Source organism: Sandarakinorhabdus cyanobacteriorum (genome assembly GCF_002251755.1).
Lineage (GTDB): Bacteria > Pseudomonadota > Alphaproteobacteria > Sphingomonadales > Sphingomonadaceae > Sandarakinorhabdus > Sandarakinorhabdus cyanobacteriorum.
In genome coordinates, this window is record NZ_NOXT01000111.1 from 52,471 (window position 1) to 69,079 (window position 16,609).

Below are 16,609 nucleotides of genomic sequence, written 5' to 3' on the forward strand. Positions count from 1 at the left end.
GATGCAACAGCAATCGGCTATCCTGTCGGCATCGTGGCAGTCGAATCGCGCACCCTGAACCCGGCTCTTCGACGCCGGCGTGGCCCATTGGCCCGCCTGGCGGTGCGCGGCCGGCGTGTTGCCCGCCGCGCGGTGCGTGTCACCCGCAGCAGCGGCTTCTATCCCCGGCTTGAGCTTCTGGCCGCTGTGCTCACCATCGTGGCCGGCTGGACCAGCTATGCCTATCTCACGCGCAGCGGCTTGCCGGCCAATGGCGCGTCGCAGCCGCTGGTGGCCTTGCTGGTGGTGGCCAATCTGGTGCCTGCGATGCTGCTGGTGGTGCTGATCGGCCGGCGCGTCGCCATATTGGTCACCAACCGCCGGCGCGGCCTGGCAGGGGCGCGGCTGCACCTGCGTCTGGTCGCGCTGTTTGCCTCGATCGCGGCGGTGCCAACGCTGCTGGTGGTGGTGTTTGCCTCGCTGCTGTTTCAGTTTGGCGTGCAATTCTGGTTTTCCGATCGGGTGCGCACCATCCTCGATGGCTCCAACCAGGTCGCGCAGGCCTATGTGGAGGAGAACCGCCAGCGCATCGCCGATGATATCGTGGTGATGGCGGCTGACGTGGCCTCCTATGCGCGGGATTTTGGCGAAGGTTCGGCGTTGTATCGCCGGGGGCTTGATTTCCAGGTCGCCGGCCGCACGCTCACCGAAGCAGCGGTGGTGCGGCGGGGGCCGGGTGGGCTGCAGCTGGTTGCGGTGAGCAAGGTCAACCCGGCCGATGTGGGCAACCATCTGGCCGATATCGATCTTGGCCGGGCCGGGGCGGCGCCGGTGACCTTGATTGGCACCGGTGAGGACCGGGTGGAGGCTGCGGTGGCCGTGCCCGGCCAGCCCGGCACCTTTCTTTATGTCAGCCGCAAGGTGGACCCGGCCGTGCTGGCGCGCGCCAACAAGGCGGCGGGCGCGCTGGACGAGTATAAATCCCTGATCGAACGCAGCCGGGTGATGCAGTTGCGCTTCAACCTGGTGTTGATGGCGGTGTCCCTGCTCACGCTGATCGTTGCCATCTGGTTCGCCCTTTGGCTGGCCAACCGGCTGGTGGAGCCGATTGCGCGCCTGGCCTTTGCTGCCGAGCGGGTGGGGGCCGGCGATCTGGATGCGCGCGTGCCGGTGCGCGGCGATGCCGACGAGATTGGTGTGCTGGAACGCGCCTTCAACCGCATGACCAGCCAGTTGAAGAGCCAGCAGGCCGCCCTGCTGTCGGCCAATGGCGAGCTCGACACGCGGCGGCGTTTTACCGAGGCGGTGCTGTCGGGCGTTTCGGCCGGTGTGATGTCCATCGCGCCGGATGGCGAAGTGCGGGTGGCCAATGCCTCGGCCGCCGCCCTGCTGGCCATGCCGCAGCGGCTGTTGCGCGGCCAGTTGCTCAAGGATGTGGCGCCGGAACTGGCCGATCTTCTGGATCAGGCGCGGCAGACGGGCGATGCCGCCGGCCAGGTGCGCATCCAGCGGGATGGCGAAACGCAGACGCTGGCGGTGCGCATCGGTGCGGCCGGGGAGGGCGAGGGCGGTGATGCCGGCTTCGTGCTGACCTTTGACGATATTTCGGCCCAACTGGCCGATCAGCGCCGCGCGGCCTGGGCCGATGTTGCCCGCCGCATCGCGCACGAGATCAAGAACCCGCTCACGCCGATCCAGCTGGCCGCCGAACGGCTGCAGCGCAAGTTTGGCCGCCAGATCGCCGAGGATGGTGATACGTTCACCACGCTGACCGGCACCATCGTGCGCCAGGTGGGCGACCTCAGGCGCATGGTGGATGAGTTTTCCGAGTTCGCCCGCCTGCCCAAGCCGGTGTTTGCGCCCGACCAGTTTGACCGGCTGGTGCGGCAAGCGCTGGTGCTGCAGGAGGTGGCCTTCCCGGCCATCCGGTTCAGCCTGAACGGGGAGACGGCCAGCGCCATCGTGTGCGACCGCCAGCAATTGAGCCGCGCCGTGACCAATCTGATCAAGAATGCCGCCGAAAGCGTGACGGCGCGGCTGGAGGCCGATGGCGGCAGCGGCGCGCCCGGCCAGATTGCCATCGACATCGCAGAAGCGGGCGAGAAGGTGCGGCTGAGCATCACCGACAATGGCCTGGGCTTTCCTGCCGAAGACCGGCAGCGCTTGCTGGAACCCTATGTCACCACCCGGGCGCGCGGCACCGGCCTGGGCCTCGCCATCACTGCCAAGATCATCGAGGATCATGGTGGCAGCCTGGAACTGGCCGACAATCCCGATGGGCCTGGTGCGCGGGTAATCGCCACCTTGTCGCGCGCTCTCGCCCCCGAACCCCAGCAGGCGCTGCCGATGGCCGCCCTGATCGCCCCCGTTTGATGAGGACCATCCCATATCATGGCGCTTGATATCCTGATCGTTGATGATGAAGCCGATATCCGCGACCTGGTCGCCGGCGTGCTGGCTGATGAGGGGTTTGAAACCCGGGTGGCGGCCAACAGCCAGCAGGCGCTGGCGGCGCTGGCCGAACGGCGGCCGAGCCTGGTGATCCTGGACATCTGGCTGCAAGGATCGGCGATGGACGGGATCGAGCTGCTGGATGCGATGAAGGCGCGCGATCCCACTTTGCCGGTGGTGATGATTTCCGGCCACGGCACGCTGGACACCGCGGTCGCTGCCATCAAGCGCGGCGCCTATGACTATATCGAGAAGCCCTTCCAGGCCGAACAACTGCTGCTGGTGGTGCGGCGGGCGACCGAAACCGAACGGCTGCGCCGCGAATATCAGGCCCTGAAGGAACGCGTGGGCTATGACATTGAGCTGACCGGCACCTCGCCGCAGATCAATCAGGTGCGCGCCACCCTGAAGCGGGTGGCGGCCACCGGCAGCCGCGTGCTGATCACCGGCCCGGCCGGCAGCGGCAAGGAGGTGGCGGCGCGGCTGTTGCACCAGTGGAGCACGCGCGATTCGGCGCCGTTCGTGGTCGTGTCGGCCGCGCGGATGACGCCGGAGCGGGTGGAAGAGGCGTTGTTCGGCGTGGAGGACGGCGGCGAGAATGTGCGCGCCGGCCTGTTCGAGCAGGCGCACGGTGGCACGCTGTTTCTGGACGATGTGGCCGACATGCCGATCACCACCCAGGCCAAGATCTTGCGGGTGTTGACCGAGCAGGTGTTCCAACGCGTGGGCGGTGCCCGCTGGGTGAGGGTGGACGTGCGGGTGATTTCGGCCACCAGCCGCGATCTTTCGGCCGAGATTGCCGCCGGGCGCTTCCGCGAGGATCTCTATTACCGGCTGAATGTTGTGCCGGTGCGCATGCCGCCGCTGTCGGAACGGCGGGAGGATGTGGCGGAATTGGCGCGTTACTATCTGGCGCGCTATGCTGCCGAGCGCGGCACGGCGACCCCGGTGTTGACCGACAACGCGCTGGCGGCGCTGCAAACCTATGACTGGCCGGGCAACGTGCGCCAGCTGCGCAACGTGATCGAGCGCACGTTGATCCTGGCGCCAACAACGCGCGTGGCCGAAATCGATATCGACATGCTGCCGCAGGAGGTGACGGCCGAACCATCGCGCCTGGTGCCCGGCCAGGCGGTGCGATCGATCATGGGCACCCCGCTGCGCGAGGCGCGCGAGGCGTTCGAACGCGAATATCTGCGTGCCCAGATCAGGCGGTTTTCCGGCAACATCAGCCGCACTGCCGCCTTCATCGGCATGGAACGCAGCGCCCTGCACCGCAAGCTGAAGGCGCTGGGCCTGGCCGACGAGCAGCCGGAGGGGGGCGACGAGGTGGACGAATGACCACCTTCACCTTCCTGTGACGAAAGGGATATTTGAAATGCGGCAGGGCAGTGTCTATGGCGGAAGGGTGGCGTGTTGATCGCCCAAGAAGAACAGGGATGACCCGATGGCCGACAAGTCGAACAGTTTGCAGGATGTGTTCCTGAACACCGTGCGCAAGACGCGCACCCCGGTGACGATGTTCCTGGTGAACGGCGTGAAGCTGCAGGGCGTCATCACCTGGTTCGACAATTTCTCGGTGCTGTTGCGCCGTGACGGCCACAGCCAGCTGGTGTACAAGCACGCCATCTCGACGGTGATGCCGGCCACCCCGCTGCAGCAGTTCGAGGCCGAAACCGAAGAGTGAGACAGGTTTGAGTCATCAACCAGCCGGCCCCCCGACCGGCCCAAATCAACTGACCATTGCAGGCTTTGACGAAGCGCGGGGTTTGCGCACCGGCGCGCTTGCCTTCGTCATCCTGCCGCAACTGGGCGGGGCCCATGGTCTGCGTTCGCCCGATGCCAAGCTGGCCGAGGCGGTTGGCCTCACGCGCGCCATCAATCTGCAGGTTGTCCATGCCGAGGTGGTGAAGCTGCGCAGCGCATCGGTCTCGCACCTGATGGGCAGCGGCCAGATCGATCGGCTGGCCGGGCTGGTCGCGGCCCTGTGTGCCGAGGTGGTGATCATTGACGGCCCGGTGAGCCCGGTGCAGCAGCGCAACCTCGAAAAGGCGTTGAAGGCCAAGGTGATCGACCGCACCGGCCTGATCCTCGAAATCTTTGGCGAGCGCGCCAGCACGGCCGAAGGCACGTTGCAGGTGGAACTGGCGCATATGCAATATCAGGCCAGCCGGCTGGTGCGCAGCTGGACCCACCTGGAGCGGCAGCGCGGCGGCTTCGGCTTCCTGGGCGGCCCTGGCGAATCGCAGATCGAAACCGACCGCCGGCTGATCCGCGACCGCATCGCCCGGTTGCGCAAGGAGTTGGAGGAGGTGCGGCGCACCCGCGGCCTGCACCGGCGCAACCGGCAGAAGGCGCCGTGGCCGGTGGTGGCGCTGGTCGGCTATACCAACGCCGGCAAATCCACCCTGTTCAACCGGCTGACCAGTGCCGAGGTGCGCGCCGAGGATCTGCTCTTTGCCACGCTTGATCCGACCATGCGTGCCATCCGGCTGCCGGGGCATGACAAGGTCGTGCTTTCCGACACGGTGGGGTTTGTCTCCAACCTGCCGACCCAGCTGGTGGCGGCGTTCCGGGCCACGCTGGAAGAGGTGCTGGAGGCCGATCTGATCGTGCATGTGCGCGACATCAGCCATCCGGACAGCGATGCGCAGGCGCAGGATGTGATCGACGTGCTCAGTGATCTGGGCCTGGCGCCCGACCAGCGCGAGACACCGATGCTCACGGTTTTCAACAAGATTGACGCGCTTTCTGCAGAAGAAGTTGAACTTGTGCGGGCACAGGCTGGCGATGACGCCATCCCGGTTTCGGCCTTGACCGGCGAAGGGATCGAGCGCCTACAGGCCGCGATGGACACGGCGCTGCGGGCGGGTGCGCGGGTGCACAGCATCACCCTGCCTTTGAGCGACGGCCGGCGCATCGCCTGGCTGCACGGCCATGGTGAGGTGCTGGCGCAGGCCAGCGACGACATCAGCATCACCATCGATGTGCGGCTGGACGACAAGGACAAGGCCCGGTTTGACGCGCTGCATTGATGCGGCGCAATTCGGGCTTTTCGGCGCGCCCCGGCTTTGGCAATAAAGGGCATGTCTGTGCGTTTCTCCCGTGTTCTCGGCATTTTGATCGCGCTTTTGGCGGCGCCCGCCTGTGCCGATGAAGCGCGCGTGTCGCCCGAGCAGCAGGCGGCCTTTGCCGAATGGCTGAATGTCTATCGCGCCGAAGCGACTGCGCGCGGGTTGAAGCCGGAATGGCTTGATGCGACCCTGGCCGGCGTGACGCTGGTGCCGCACGTGATCGGTGCGGATCGCAGCCAGCCCGGCACGGCCGCGCGGCCGGTGCGTTTCCCCGATTATCTCGCCGCCAAGTTCCGCGGCGATCGGGTTGTTCATGGCCAGCGTCAGTTTGCCGCCAACCGTGATCTGCTGGCCCAGGCTGAAGCGGCCAGCGGCGTTCCGGCCGCGATCATTGCCGCCATCTGGGGCATCGAAACCAGCTATGGCCGGGTGATGGGCCGGCATGACCTGCCGTCGGCGCTGGCGACCCTGGCGTTTGAAGGCCGCCGGCGCGACTTGTTCACCCGCGAACTGGACGCGGCGGTGCGCATCGTGGGAGAAGGCCATGCCAGCCGGGCGGTGATGAAGGGCAGTTGGGCTGGTGCCTTTGGCCAGACGCAATTCCTGCCCAGCTCCTATCTCAGCTATGGCCGTGACGGTGATGGCGATGGCCGGGTTGATCTGTGGGCCAGCCAGGCCGACGTGTTTGCCTCCATCGGCCATTATCTGGCGAAAAGTGGCTGGCAGGCCGGCGAGGGCTGGGGGTTCCGCACGCTGCCGCCTGAGGGTTTTGACCGGGCCAGCGTGGCCGCAACCGAGCCGCCGAGCCGCTGCGTTGCCCCGCTGTCACGCCATTCGGCGCTGAAGCCGGCGCGGGAATGGCGCGCGCTGGGCTTCACGCCGGTGAACGCGAGCTGGCCGGCTGATGATGTGCCGATGAGCCTGATCGAGCCGGATGGGGCGGGGCAGGGCGCGTATCTCGTCACCCGCAGCTATCGCGCCATCCTGGGCTACAACTGCTCCAATCTTTATGCCATGTCGGTCACCTTGCTGGCCGACGCCATCAGCCTGCCGCAGCCGGTTGCACCGCTGCAGGTGGCAACCACGGGCGCGCAATGAGGCGCATTGGCCTTGTGGCGTCATTGCTGCTGGCCGCCTGTTCGGGACGGTCGCCAGCGCCACGGCCAACCCCGCCGCCGCCACGCCATCATGCTCAGCCGGCAAAGCCGGAACCGAAACGCGGCATGGACCTTGCGGATGACACCAGCGCGGTGGCGCGCGATGCGGCCAGGCTGGGCAATTGGCCGGTCAAGATCGGCAAGCCCTATCAGGTGGCCGGGATCACCTATTATCCGGCCGATGACCGCAACTATCGCGAGGAAGGAGTGGCCAGCTGGTATGGGCCAGGCTTTCATGCCGGCAACACTGCCAACGGCGAGCGTTATGACCAGGATGATCTGACGGCGGCCCACCGCACCCTGCCGATGCCAAGCTGGGTAGAGGTGGAAAATCTCGACAATGGCCGCAAGCTGACCGTGCGGATCAACGACCGCGGGCCGTTCGCGCGCGGCCGCATCATCGATCTGTCGCGCAAGGCCGCCCAATTGCTGGCGGTCGATCGGGCCGGCACCGCGCGTGTGCGGTTGACCCGCGTGTATCCGGCCGGCCGGTCCGACAATCCGCCCCTTGTGGTGGCATCGGCCCCGGCCGCGCCCGTGGCGGCCGCGCCGGCACCGGCCGTGACCATAGTGGCATTGCCGCCATCCCCGGCGGTGCGGCCGGCGGCGCGTGCCGCGAGCGGCGGCGAATGGCTGGTGCAGGTGGCCGCCTTGTCCGACGCCGGGCGGGTGGCCTGGCTGTCCGGTTATCTTGCCAGCTTTGGACCGGTGGTGACCCAGCCTGGTCCCAATGGCCTGGTCCGCGTGCGGCTGGGGCCGTTCGGCAATGAAGCCATGGCCAGCGCGGCGCTGGCGCAGGTGCGCGGCGCCGGCTATGTCGATGCACGCGTGATTCCGCCGCAGACCGCCCGTTGAGGCAGTCGGCGCCAACCCCAAAGGGAAGTGTTTTGACGATGCGTCTTGCTGTTGCTGCTCTTGTTGCCGCTGTCGCTGCGGCGCCAGCCGTTGCCCAGGCCTATGACACGGCGGCGCCGATCGCCTTCATGAAGGATCTGCAGACCGGTCGCATCCTGTTTGCCAAGGATGCGGACAAGCGCATGCCGCCGGCTTCCATGGCCAAGATGATGAGCGTCTATGTCGCCTTCAAGCTGATCAAGGCTGGCGAAGCCAACCTGGACCAGATGGTGATGGTGCGCGAGGATACCTGGAAGAAGTGGAACAACCAGGGCAGCACCATGTTCCTGGATGTGAATTCCCAGGTGAGCGTGGAAAATCTGCTGCACGGCATTGTCACCCTGTCGGGCAATGATGCCTGTGTCGTGCTGGCCGAAGGGCTGGGCGGCACAGAGGCCAATTATGTGGCCCTGATGAACCGTGAGGCGCAGCGGCTTGGCCTGAAGGGCAGCCATTTTGCCAACACCAACGGCTGGCCTGATCCGGGCGAGTATGTGACGGCGCGGGATCTTGCGATGATTGCCGAAGCCACCATTCGCGATTTCCCCGATCTTTATGCGCGTTTCTATCAGAAGGAAGGCTTCACCTGGGGCAAGACCATGGGCAGCGGCCAGGCCATCACCCAGGGCAACCGCAACCCGCTGCTTGGCAAGGTGCCGGGCGCCGATGGCCTGAAGACCGGCCACACCGAAGAGGCCGGCTATGGCTTCACCGGTTCGGCCGTGCAGAATGGCCGCCGCATCGTGATGGTGGTGGCCGGGCTGAAGAGCTTTGGCGAACGCGTGTCGGCCAGTGTCGATTTCATGAACTGGGGCTTTGCCGCCTGGCAGAATATCCCGCTCGGCAAGAAGGGCCAAGTGATGGGCAAGGTGGCGATCGACGGCGCCGCCGATGCGCAGATTGATGCGGTGGCCGGCAAAGATCTGTTTGTCACCCTGCCGCGCGGCTTTGCCATGGAGCGCAAGACCAGTGTGCAGCCGCTGGCAGGCCTGAAGGCACCGCTGAAGGCCGGCCAACAGGTGGGCTGGCTGGTGGTGACCATGCCCGGCCAGCAGCCGGCGCGCGCGCCGCTGGTGACGCCGGTGGCGATCGAGGAAGCCGGCATGTTCCGCCGCGCCATCAATTGGTTGATGGGCCTGTTTGGCTGATGCTGCGGGGTCGCTTCATCACGCTGGAAGGCGGGGAGGGGAGCGGCAAGTCCACGCAGGCGCGCCTGCTGGCCGACGCCATCGGCACTCGCGGGCACGAGGTGGTGTTGACCCGCGAGCCAGGCGGCACCGCCGGCGCCGAGGCGATCCGCAGCCTGTTGGTGAGCGGCGAAACCGATCGCTGGACGCCCTGGAGCGAGGCGCTGCTGATGACGGCGGCGCGGGTGGATCATGTCGCCCGGGTCATCCGGCCAGCGCTGGAACGCGGCGCGATGGTGATTTGTGACCGCTATGTCGATTCGACCCGCGCCTATCAGGGTGCCGGCCACGGCCTGTCCGATGCGGTGTTGACCCAGCTGCACGCCGACGCCGTGGGCCTGTGGCCGGATCTGACCCTGGTGTTCCAGCTGGACGAGGCCGAAGGGCTGGCGCGGGCGGCAGCGCGCGGTGGGGACGCCCGTTTCGAGGCGTTTGGCCGCGAATTTCATGCCCGCATCAACGGCTTCTTTGCCGAACTGCCTGCCCTGGACCCGGCCCGCTGCCGGGCCATTGATGCATCGGGCAGCGTTGCCGATGTGGCCGCCCGCATCATGGCGGTGCTGTGACTGGGCTGATCGGCCATGATGCCCAGATCGCGGCCTTCATGGCGGCTTTTGCTGGTGGCCGGCCGCACCATGCCTGGTTGCTGGTCGGCCAACAGGGGCTGGGCAAGGCGCGCTTTGCCCGCGCGGCTGCCACCTGGCTGCTGGCTGGTGCGCCACCGCAATTTGACGTGCCGGAGACCAGCGAGGCGGCACGCCTGATGGCGGCAGGATCGCACCTGGATTATCGCCTGATCGAACGCACGACCGGGAAGACTGGCAAGCTGCGCGCCGAAATCGTGATCGGCCAGATCGTGCGCCGGCCCGACAGCGAGGGCCAGCCGCTGCGCGAATTTCTGTCGGGGACGCCCATGCTCGGCCCCCGCCGGGTGGTGGTGATCGATGCGGCTGACGACATGAACCGCAACACGGCCAATGCCTTGCTGAAAAGCCTTGAAGAGCCGTCGGAAGATACGGTGTTTCTGCTGATCAGCCATTCGCCCGGCCGGTTGTTGCCAACCATCCGGTCCCGCTGCCGCACTTTGCGCTTTTCGCGGCTGGCCGATGCCGAGGTGCGCCGGGTCCTGGCTGGCGCTGATCTGGATGGCGAGGATGAGGATCTGCTGGTGGACCTGGCCGCCGGTTGCCCAGGCCGGGCGCTGAGCCTGGCGGGGGCCGGCATCACTAGCCTGTCGCGCGATCTGGCGGCATTGGTGGGGCAGCCGGTGGAGCGGGCCAATCCGGCGGCGCTGGCGCTGGCCAAATCGCTGTCTGCCAAGGGGCGGGAAGGGCGCTATGCCGCCCTGCTCGATCGGGTGCCGGCGATGATCGCCACGCAGGCCCAGCAACTGCATGGCGCCGCGCGCGAGAAGGCGATTGCCGAATGGGAACAGGCGAGCAGGCTGGCGCGCGAGGCGATGCCGCTGCAGCTGGAACCCAGCCAGGTGGCCTGGCGATTGGCGATGCACCTGGCATCGGTGCCCAACTGACTTGAAACGGCCGCGCTGATGCCGCATTGGCCACGGCCATGAGCAAGCCGCGTTTCTATGTCACCACCGCCATCGCCTATCCGAATGGCCGTCCGCACATGGGCCATGCCTATGAGGCGATTGCCACCGATGTGATCGCCCGGTTCAAGCGGCTGGACGGCCATGACGTGCGCTTCCTGACCGGCACGGACGAGCATGGCCTGAAGATCGACCAAGCGGCCCGTGCTGCCGGCATGAACCCGCAAGCCTATGTCGATCAGATGGTGGCGCCGTTCCGCGCGCTGGACGAGCAGCTTGGCATCAGCTTTGACCGCTTCATTCGCACCACCGATGCCGATCACAAGGCGTTGGTGCAGGCATTGTGGCAGCGCATGGCCGCCAATGGTGATCTTTACCTTGGCCGCTACGAGGGTTGGTATTCGGTCCGCGACGAGGCCTATTATGACGAGGCCGAGCTGGTGGAGGCCCAGGATGCCGCCGGCGCCACCATCAAGCTGTCGCCGCAGGGCACGCCGGTGGAATGGACGGTGGAGGAAAGCTGGTTCTTCAAGCTGTCCGCCTATCAGGAGCGGCTGCTGACCCTGTATGACAGCAACCCCGCCTTCATCCAGCCGCAAAGCCGGTTCAACGAGATGCGCGCCTTTGTGGCCGGCGGCCTTTCGGACCTGTCGGTCAGCCGCACCTCGTTCAGCTGGGGCATCCCGGTGCCGGGGGATGAGCGGCATGTCATGTATGTCTGGCTGGATGCGTTGGCCAATTATCTGACCGGGGCCGGCGGGCTGGACGGCGAATGGTGGCCGGCCGATTTGCATATCGTTGGCAAGGATGTGGTGCGGTTCCACACCGTCTATTGGCCGGCCTTCCTCATGTCGGCCGGGATCGCACTGCCCAAAACCGTGTTCGGCCATGGTTTTTTGCTAAACCGCGGCGAGAAAATGTCGAAGACGCTGGGCAATGTCGTCGACCCGGCCGATATGGCCACCCGCTTTGGCGTTGACCGGCTGCGCTGGTACCTGTGCCGCGAGGTCCCCTTTGGCGAGGACGGCAGTTACAGCGACGAGGCCATTGTCGAGCGCACCAACGCCGATCTGGCCAACGGCATCGGCAATCTGGCGCAGCGCAGCCTGTCGATGGTGGCCAAGAATCTGGGCGGCTTGATGCCGGTGCGCGGCCAGCCTGGCGACAGCGAACTCCGCCTGAAGGAGGCGTTCCATGCCGGGACCGAAGCCTATTTCGCGGCCATGAATGCTCTTGCGCTCCACAAGGCGCTGGATGCCATCATGGGGATGGTGACGGCGGCCAACGGTTATTTCGCCGAGAATGCGCCCTGGGCGCTGGCCAAGACCGATACGGTGCGCATGGCCGAGGTGCTGGCGGCGACGCTGGATGCCACAAGGCGGATTGTGCTGCTGGCGCAACCCTTCATGCCGGCCAGCACGGCCGCCCTGCTCGATCAGCTTGGTGTGGCAACAGATGCCCGTGATTTCAGTGGTTTCAACACGCCTGTTGAAGCTGGCACGCAGCTGCCGGCACCCGCTGGCGTGTTCCCGCGTGTCACGCTGGATGGCTGAGCCATGTTGATCGACAGCCATTGCCACCTGAACTACGCCGGTCTGGGAGACGATGTGCCCGGCGTGTTGGCGCGGGCACGGGCGGCCGGTGTGTCAGGCTTTCTGGCGATTTCCTGCCGTGTGAGCGAGTGGGACGGGGTGATATCGATTGCCGACGCGCATGATGGCGTGTGGGCCAGCGTTGGCATCCATCCCCATGAAGCCGATGAGCGTCCCGATACCGATGCGGCTACGCTGATCGCCGCCACGGCCCATCCCAAGGTGGTCGCCATAGGGGAGACCGGGCTGGACTATTACTACGACAAGTCGGACCGGGAGCGGCAGAAGGCCAGTTTCCGCAGCCACATCCAGGCGGCGCGGGCGACGGGACTGCCGTTGATCGTCCACACCCGCGACGCCGAAGCCGACACGCTGGACCTGCTGCGTGAAGCCGGGGAGGGGCCGCTCTCCGGGGTGATCCATTGTTTCACCGCCAGCCAGGCCTTTGCCGAGGCGGCGCTGGATCTGGGCTTCTACATCAGCCTGTCGGGCATTGTGACGTTCAAGAGTGCCCGTGATCTGCAGGCGACGGCGAAGACCATCCCCGCAGACCGCCTGCTGGTGGAAACCGATGCGCCCTATCTGGCGCCGGTTCCGATGCGCGGGAAAACTTGTGAGCCGGCCTTTGTGGCCCACACGGCGCGCTTCCTCGCCGAGCTGCGCGGCGAACGGGTGGAGGATCTGGCGGCGACCACCACGCGCAATTTCCATGCGCTGTTCGCAAGGGCCGCGGCATGACCCATTATATTCTGACGGTCACGGCGCAGGATCGCATCGGTATCGTCGCCGCCGTGACCAGCTGGCTGGCCGGCAACCAGGGCTTCATCATCGAATCCCAGCAATATGCAGATCTGGAAAGCGGCCGCTTCTTCATGCGCATCGCCTTCCAGCCCGGCGGGCCACAGTTCCCCGCGCTGCCCGTGTTGCGCGATGGTTTCAAGGCAATTGCGGAAGCTTTTGATCTGGAATGGGAACTGGTTTCCAGCGACGACCGGCTGCGCGTGATGATCGCCGTTTCAAAGGGCGGCCATTGCCTCAATGATCTGCTGCATCGCTGGCGGGTTGGCAGCCTGCCCATCGACATCCCGCTGGTGGTGTCAAACCATCCCGATCTGGCCCCCCTGGCCGGGTTCCACGGCATACCCTTCCATCATCTGCCGATCACCAACGGCGACAAGCTCGGCCAGGAAGCGCGGTTGCTGCAACTGGTAGAGGATCATCGCATCGATCTGGTGGTGCTGGCCCGTTACATGCAGGTGCTTTCGGATCAGGCCTGCCAGGCGTTGTCGGGCCGCTGCATCAACATCCATCACAGTTTTCTGCCCAGCTTCAAAGGCGCCCGGCCCTATCACCAGGCGCATGCTCGCGGCGTGAAGCTGATCGGGGCCACCGCCCATTATGTTACCGGCGATCTGGATGAAGGCCCGATCATCGAGCAGATGACCGAACGGGTGGATCATGGCCACAGCGCCGAGACCATGGCCGCCATGGGCCGCGATCTGGAGGCACAGGTGCTCGCCCGCGCCGTGACCTGGGCCGCCCAGCGGCGCATTCTGCCCAACGGCCAGCGCACGATCGTGTTCCGGCCATAGGGCAGGGCGGGCGTGCGCATCACCATCCTTGGTTGCGGTGGTTCCAGCGGGGTGCCGCGCATCGGCGGCCCTGGCGGTGCCGGCAATTGGGGCCTGTGTGATCCAGCCAACCCCAGGAACCGGCGCCGCCGCGTGTCCGCGCTTGTGGAAGCGGCCGGCAAGACCGTGCTGATCGATTGCGGGCCGGATTGCCGGGAGCAATTGTTGTCAGCGCAAGTGGCCCATCTGGATGCGGTGTTCATCACCCATGATCATGCCGATCATGCCCATGGCATTGATGATCTGCGGCCGGTGTTTCATGCCATGCAGCGGCCAATCGACGTGTGGGCCAGCCCGGCCACATTTGCTGTGCTGAAATCGCGGTTCGATTATGTGTTCGAAGGCGCGCATGGTTATCCGGCAACCTGCGTAGCACATGATCTGGTGGCACCGGTGCAATTGGGCGATCTGCGCATCATCGGCTTTCCCCAACTGCATGGCGACATTGAATCGACGGGCTTCCGCTTTGATCATGATGGGAAGAGTTTTGCCTATTCAACTGATGTAAAAGCCTTTGACCATCGCGCTGATCTGGCTTTGACCGACCTTGATCTGTGGGTGGTCGATGCGGCCATGCGGCACCCGCATCCGACGCACAGCCATCTGGCGCAAACGCTGGACTGGATTCTAGAGCGGCGGCCGGGCAGGGCAGTGCTGACCCACATGGACCAAACCCTGGACTATGCCACCTTGCTGGCCGAACTGCCGCCCGGGGTTGAGCCCGGTTACGACGGGCTGGTCATCACTTTATAGCGCCAAAAGGGCGAACCCCAGCGCCAGCGCCAGGCTGGTGATGCTGGCGACCAGGCCGACCAGCAGCGGCTTGGGCCCGGCCTTGAGGATTTCACCCAACGGCGAACGGATGGCCGTGGCAGCCACCGACACGGCCAGCATCCAGCTCGAAGCATCCGCCGCCAGGCCCGATACCGCAGCCGGAATGATGCCGGTGGAATTGACGCCTGCCACCACGAAAAATCCGGCCACAAACCAGGGCAGCAGCGGCGCGGCGCGTTTGCCGCCGCTGATCTTCAGTGGGGCTGGGAAGGCCATGGCGACCAGCGCCAGCACCGGCGCCAGCAAGGCAACCCGTGCCAGTTTCACGATGGTGGCGGTTTCGCCGGCCGCGGGGGAAAAGGCATAGCCGGCGCCCAATGTCTGCGCCACATCATGGATCGACGCACCGAGCACAAACCCGGCCTGCAAGTCGTTGAGATGAAAGAGCTCGCATATGGCCGGATAGAGCACCAGCGCCGCGCTGCTCATGGTCGACGTGCCAACGAGAACAAGGGTCAATTCGGCCTGGCGAACCCGGCGTTCGCTGAGTGTGGCCGACAGAGCCATGGCAGCGGACGCGCCGCAGATGGCAACGGCACCGCCCGACAAGGTGCCGAACGCCGGCGAAAAGCCCAGGCTGCGGGCGGTGGCAACGCCAGCCGCGATCGTGATGGCGACAATGGCCACCACTGCCAGCAGGGATTGCGGCCCCAAAGCAATGATCTGCTCCAGCGTGATTCTGGCACCGACCAGCACGATGGCCCAACGCAGCAACTCGCGACTGGCCAAAGTCAGGCCTGGTGTGAGCCGCCGATCGGCTGACAGGAAATTCATGGCAAGGCCGATAAGCAGCGCCAATAGGGTCAGCGGCGCGCCATAACGATCAGAGAGCGACGCCGCCGCCAGTGTCGCCAGCACGGCCACGAGCAGGCCCGGCACATAATCGCGCCAGCTGACCGACGGCGTGCGTTCGATATCGCCATAGAGATCGGCGGCCTGGGGCAGGGAGTCGGGCAGGGCGGTCATGGCCCAGCGATAGGGCGCGATTGCTGGATCGCCAAGAGTTCAGGCGATGCGTGGGACCAATCGGCTGTGGGGAACGGCCCTTGCCAGCGCACAGCATTCTGATAGTCATGAGCGGTGAATTCGCTGCACGACGTCGAAAAATGGTTGAAACGGCTGATTGCGGCCGCCTTCGCGGGCAGTGTCGCCTGGGTCAGCGGAATGGGTTGCCTGTTGCAATTGGGGCTGGCAATCACGATCATCGGCATTCCGCTGGCGATTTTCTTCACCGCGTCGCCAACAATATTTCGTTACATGCTGGCGGGCCTGCCGATCTGGCTGCTGTTGCGGCCTTTGTCTGGCTGGGTGGCGGCGGCGGCATCGCTGTTGGTCATGCTGGGGGCCGGCATTGGCGTGGCCGAAATCAGCAATCGCCGCCTCGATCGCATGCTGGTCGCGCTGGCCGGCCAGGATCATGGCCAACCGCTGCTGCTGCCGCGCGGCAGCCGGGTCGCCTTGCTTGGCACCTGGGATGCGCGGCCCGCGCCGGCCTGTCGCGACCTCTGCCAGCGCCTGCTGTTGAGCGGCGTTGCGCGCATGGTGCTGGTGGGCAGGCCGACCGCACTTGCGAACGGAGCGCCGATCACCGCCTGGTTCATCGCGCCGGCACTTGGCGGCTGCCGGCCAGCGGCGCTGCCCGACGTGCGCGCCGAGGTGAGCGCTCTGGGCGTGGACGTGCCCTATGCCGATCGCCCAGTGCTCAGCAGCCGGCTGTCTGCCGTCTATGGCGCCGGCTATTGCCTGACCACGGGGCGACGCACGATCGCCGATGCCGACGTGGTTCTGGTTGACGAGGATCGGCCTGATTGGGGAACGCCGAAGCCCATCATGGGTGTCGACTGGCGGTTGGCGCAGCTGATGATCTTTTCCCGCAGCCGCATCCTGCAGCGCCAGCAGGGCCGTCTGGTGGAGATCGTGCGCAACACGTGGGGCATGGCGCATGTGCTGGCCAGGCCCTTGTATCTGTTGCCGCCGAACTTTGACGATGCAGGCGAGCATGTCGGCCATTGGGGCTGGAGCGACGTGCGGGACATTGGTGACCACACATATCCGGCAGCGAGGTTCTATCTCCTGAATGATCTGTCGGTGGGCGGCCTGGTGGGCTGGGACAGGGTTGTGTACCGGCGCGGCGCGATGGCGAAGCTGATTCCAGAAGATTGAGGCTTGCCGCTAGCGCCTTTGATATTAAACATAATATATATTATCAGTCTCATGGTCTGTAGGCGCAACTTAGAGATGTCACTCCCCGCAACTTAGAG

General features: G+C 65.8%; 14 protein-coding genes and 1 pseudogene. 14 read left to right on the forward strand and 1 reads right to left on the reverse strand.

The features are described from left to right. The first annotated feature begins 33 nt into the window (after positions 1-33). The 13 genes and pseudogenes from CHU93_RS09690 (at position 34) to CHU93_RS09750 (ending at position 14,267) form a co-directional block, all read left to right on the forward strand. Positions 34-2,352, forward strand: a complete 2,319-nt coding sequence (locus CHU93_RS09690) for a sensor histidine kinase NtrY-like (protein ID WP_133064371.1) — start codon at positions 34-36, stop codon at positions 2,350-2,352. 18 nt (positions 2,353-2,370) lie between these two features. After that, the gene (gene ntrX, locus CHU93_RS09695) at positions 2,371-3,771 is read left to right on the forward strand and encodes a nitrogen assimilation response regulator NtrX (protein WP_094473872.1); all 1,401 of its coding nucleotides are present in this window, start codon (positions 2,371-2,373) and stop codon (positions 3,769-3,771) included. Between the two features lie 106 nt (positions 3,772-3,877). Then, positions 3,878-4,093: pseudogene (gene hfq, locus CHU93_RS09700) on the forward strand (RNA chaperone Hfq); the annotation flags it as partial. A gap of 73 nt (positions 4,094-4,166) precedes the next feature. After that, positions 4,167-5,465: a GTPase HflX gene (gene hflX, locus CHU93_RS09705; RefSeq protein WP_094473889.1), complete on the forward strand. Its 1,299-nt coding sequence runs from the start codon at positions 4,167-4,169 to the stop codon at positions 5,463-5,465. Between the two features lie 51 nt (positions 5,466-5,516). After that, complete coding sequence (locus CHU93_RS09710; RefSeq protein ID WP_094473874.1) at positions 5,517-6,602, forward strand: lytic murein transglycosylase; 1,086 nt, start codon at positions 5,517-5,519, stop codon at positions 6,600-6,602. 125 nt (positions 6,603-6,727) lie between these two features. After that, a complete protein-coding gene (locus CHU93_RS09715) occupies positions 6,728-7,516 on the forward strand; it encodes a septal ring lytic transglycosylase RlpA family protein (protein WP_243375496.1) in 789 nt (262 codons plus the stop codon). A gap of 38 nt (positions 7,517-7,554) precedes the next feature. After that, positions 7,555-8,703: a D-alanyl-D-alanine carboxypeptidase family protein gene (locus CHU93_RS09720; protein ID WP_094473876.1), complete on the forward strand. Its 1,149-nt coding sequence runs from the start codon at positions 7,555-7,557 to the stop codon at positions 8,701-8,703. Beyond that, positions 8,703-9,308 carry a dTMP kinase gene (tmk, locus tag CHU93_RS09725; protein WP_094473877.1) on the forward strand — a complete coding sequence of 202 codons (606 nt, stop codon included), beginning with the start codon at positions 8,703-8,705 and terminating at the stop codon, positions 9,306-9,308. Before CHU93_RS09720 ends, tmk begins: the two co-directional genes overlap by 1 nt. Continuing rightward, complete coding sequence (locus tag CHU93_RS09730) at positions 9,305-10,273, forward strand: AAA family ATPase (RefSeq protein WP_094473878.1); 969 nt, start codon at positions 9,305-9,307, stop codon at positions 10,271-10,273. The genes tmk and CHU93_RS09730 overlap by 4 nt, the downstream gene beginning before the upstream one ends. A gap of 38 nt (positions 10,274-10,311) precedes the next feature. Next, on the forward strand, positions 10,312-11,844 hold the full coding sequence (gene metG, locus CHU93_RS09735) for a methionine--tRNA ligase (protein ID WP_094473879.1): 1,533 nt from the start codon (positions 10,312-10,314) through the stop codon (positions 11,842-11,844). A 3-nt stretch (positions 11,845-11,847) separates the two neighbouring features. Further along, the gene (locus CHU93_RS09740) at positions 11,848-12,621 is read left to right on the forward strand and encodes a TatD family hydrolase (RefSeq protein WP_094473880.1); all 774 of its coding nucleotides are present in this window, start codon (positions 11,848-11,850) and stop codon (positions 12,619-12,621) included. Next, complete coding sequence (gene purU, locus CHU93_RS09745) at positions 12,618-13,475, forward strand: formyltetrahydrofolate deformylase (RefSeq protein WP_086116264.1); 858 nt, start codon at positions 12,618-12,620, stop codon at positions 13,473-13,475. The genes CHU93_RS09740 and purU overlap by 4 nt, the downstream gene beginning before the upstream one ends. A 12-nt stretch (positions 13,476-13,487) precedes the next feature. Next, entirely contained in the window at positions 13,488-14,267 is a 780-nt protein-coding gene (locus CHU93_RS09750; protein ID WP_094473881.1) for an MBL fold metallo-hydrolase, read from the forward strand. Here CHU93_RS09750 and CHU93_RS09755 read toward each other — a convergent pair. Continuing rightward, on the reverse strand, positions 14,262-15,314 hold the full coding sequence (locus tag CHU93_RS09755) for a YeiH family protein (protein WP_094473882.1): 1,053 nt from the start codon (positions 15,312-15,314) through the stop codon (positions 14,262-14,264). The genes CHU93_RS09750 and CHU93_RS09755 overlap by 6 nt on opposite strands. A gap of 114 nt (positions 15,315-15,428) precedes the next feature. On the opposite strand from CHU93_RS09755, the gene CHU93_RS09760 reads away from it, so the two are divergent. Further along, a complete protein-coding gene (locus CHU93_RS09760; protein ID WP_094473883.1) occupies positions 15,429-16,511 on the forward strand; it encodes a hypothetical protein in 1,083 nt (360 codons plus the stop codon). Positions 16,512-16,609: the final 98 nt, after the last annotated feature.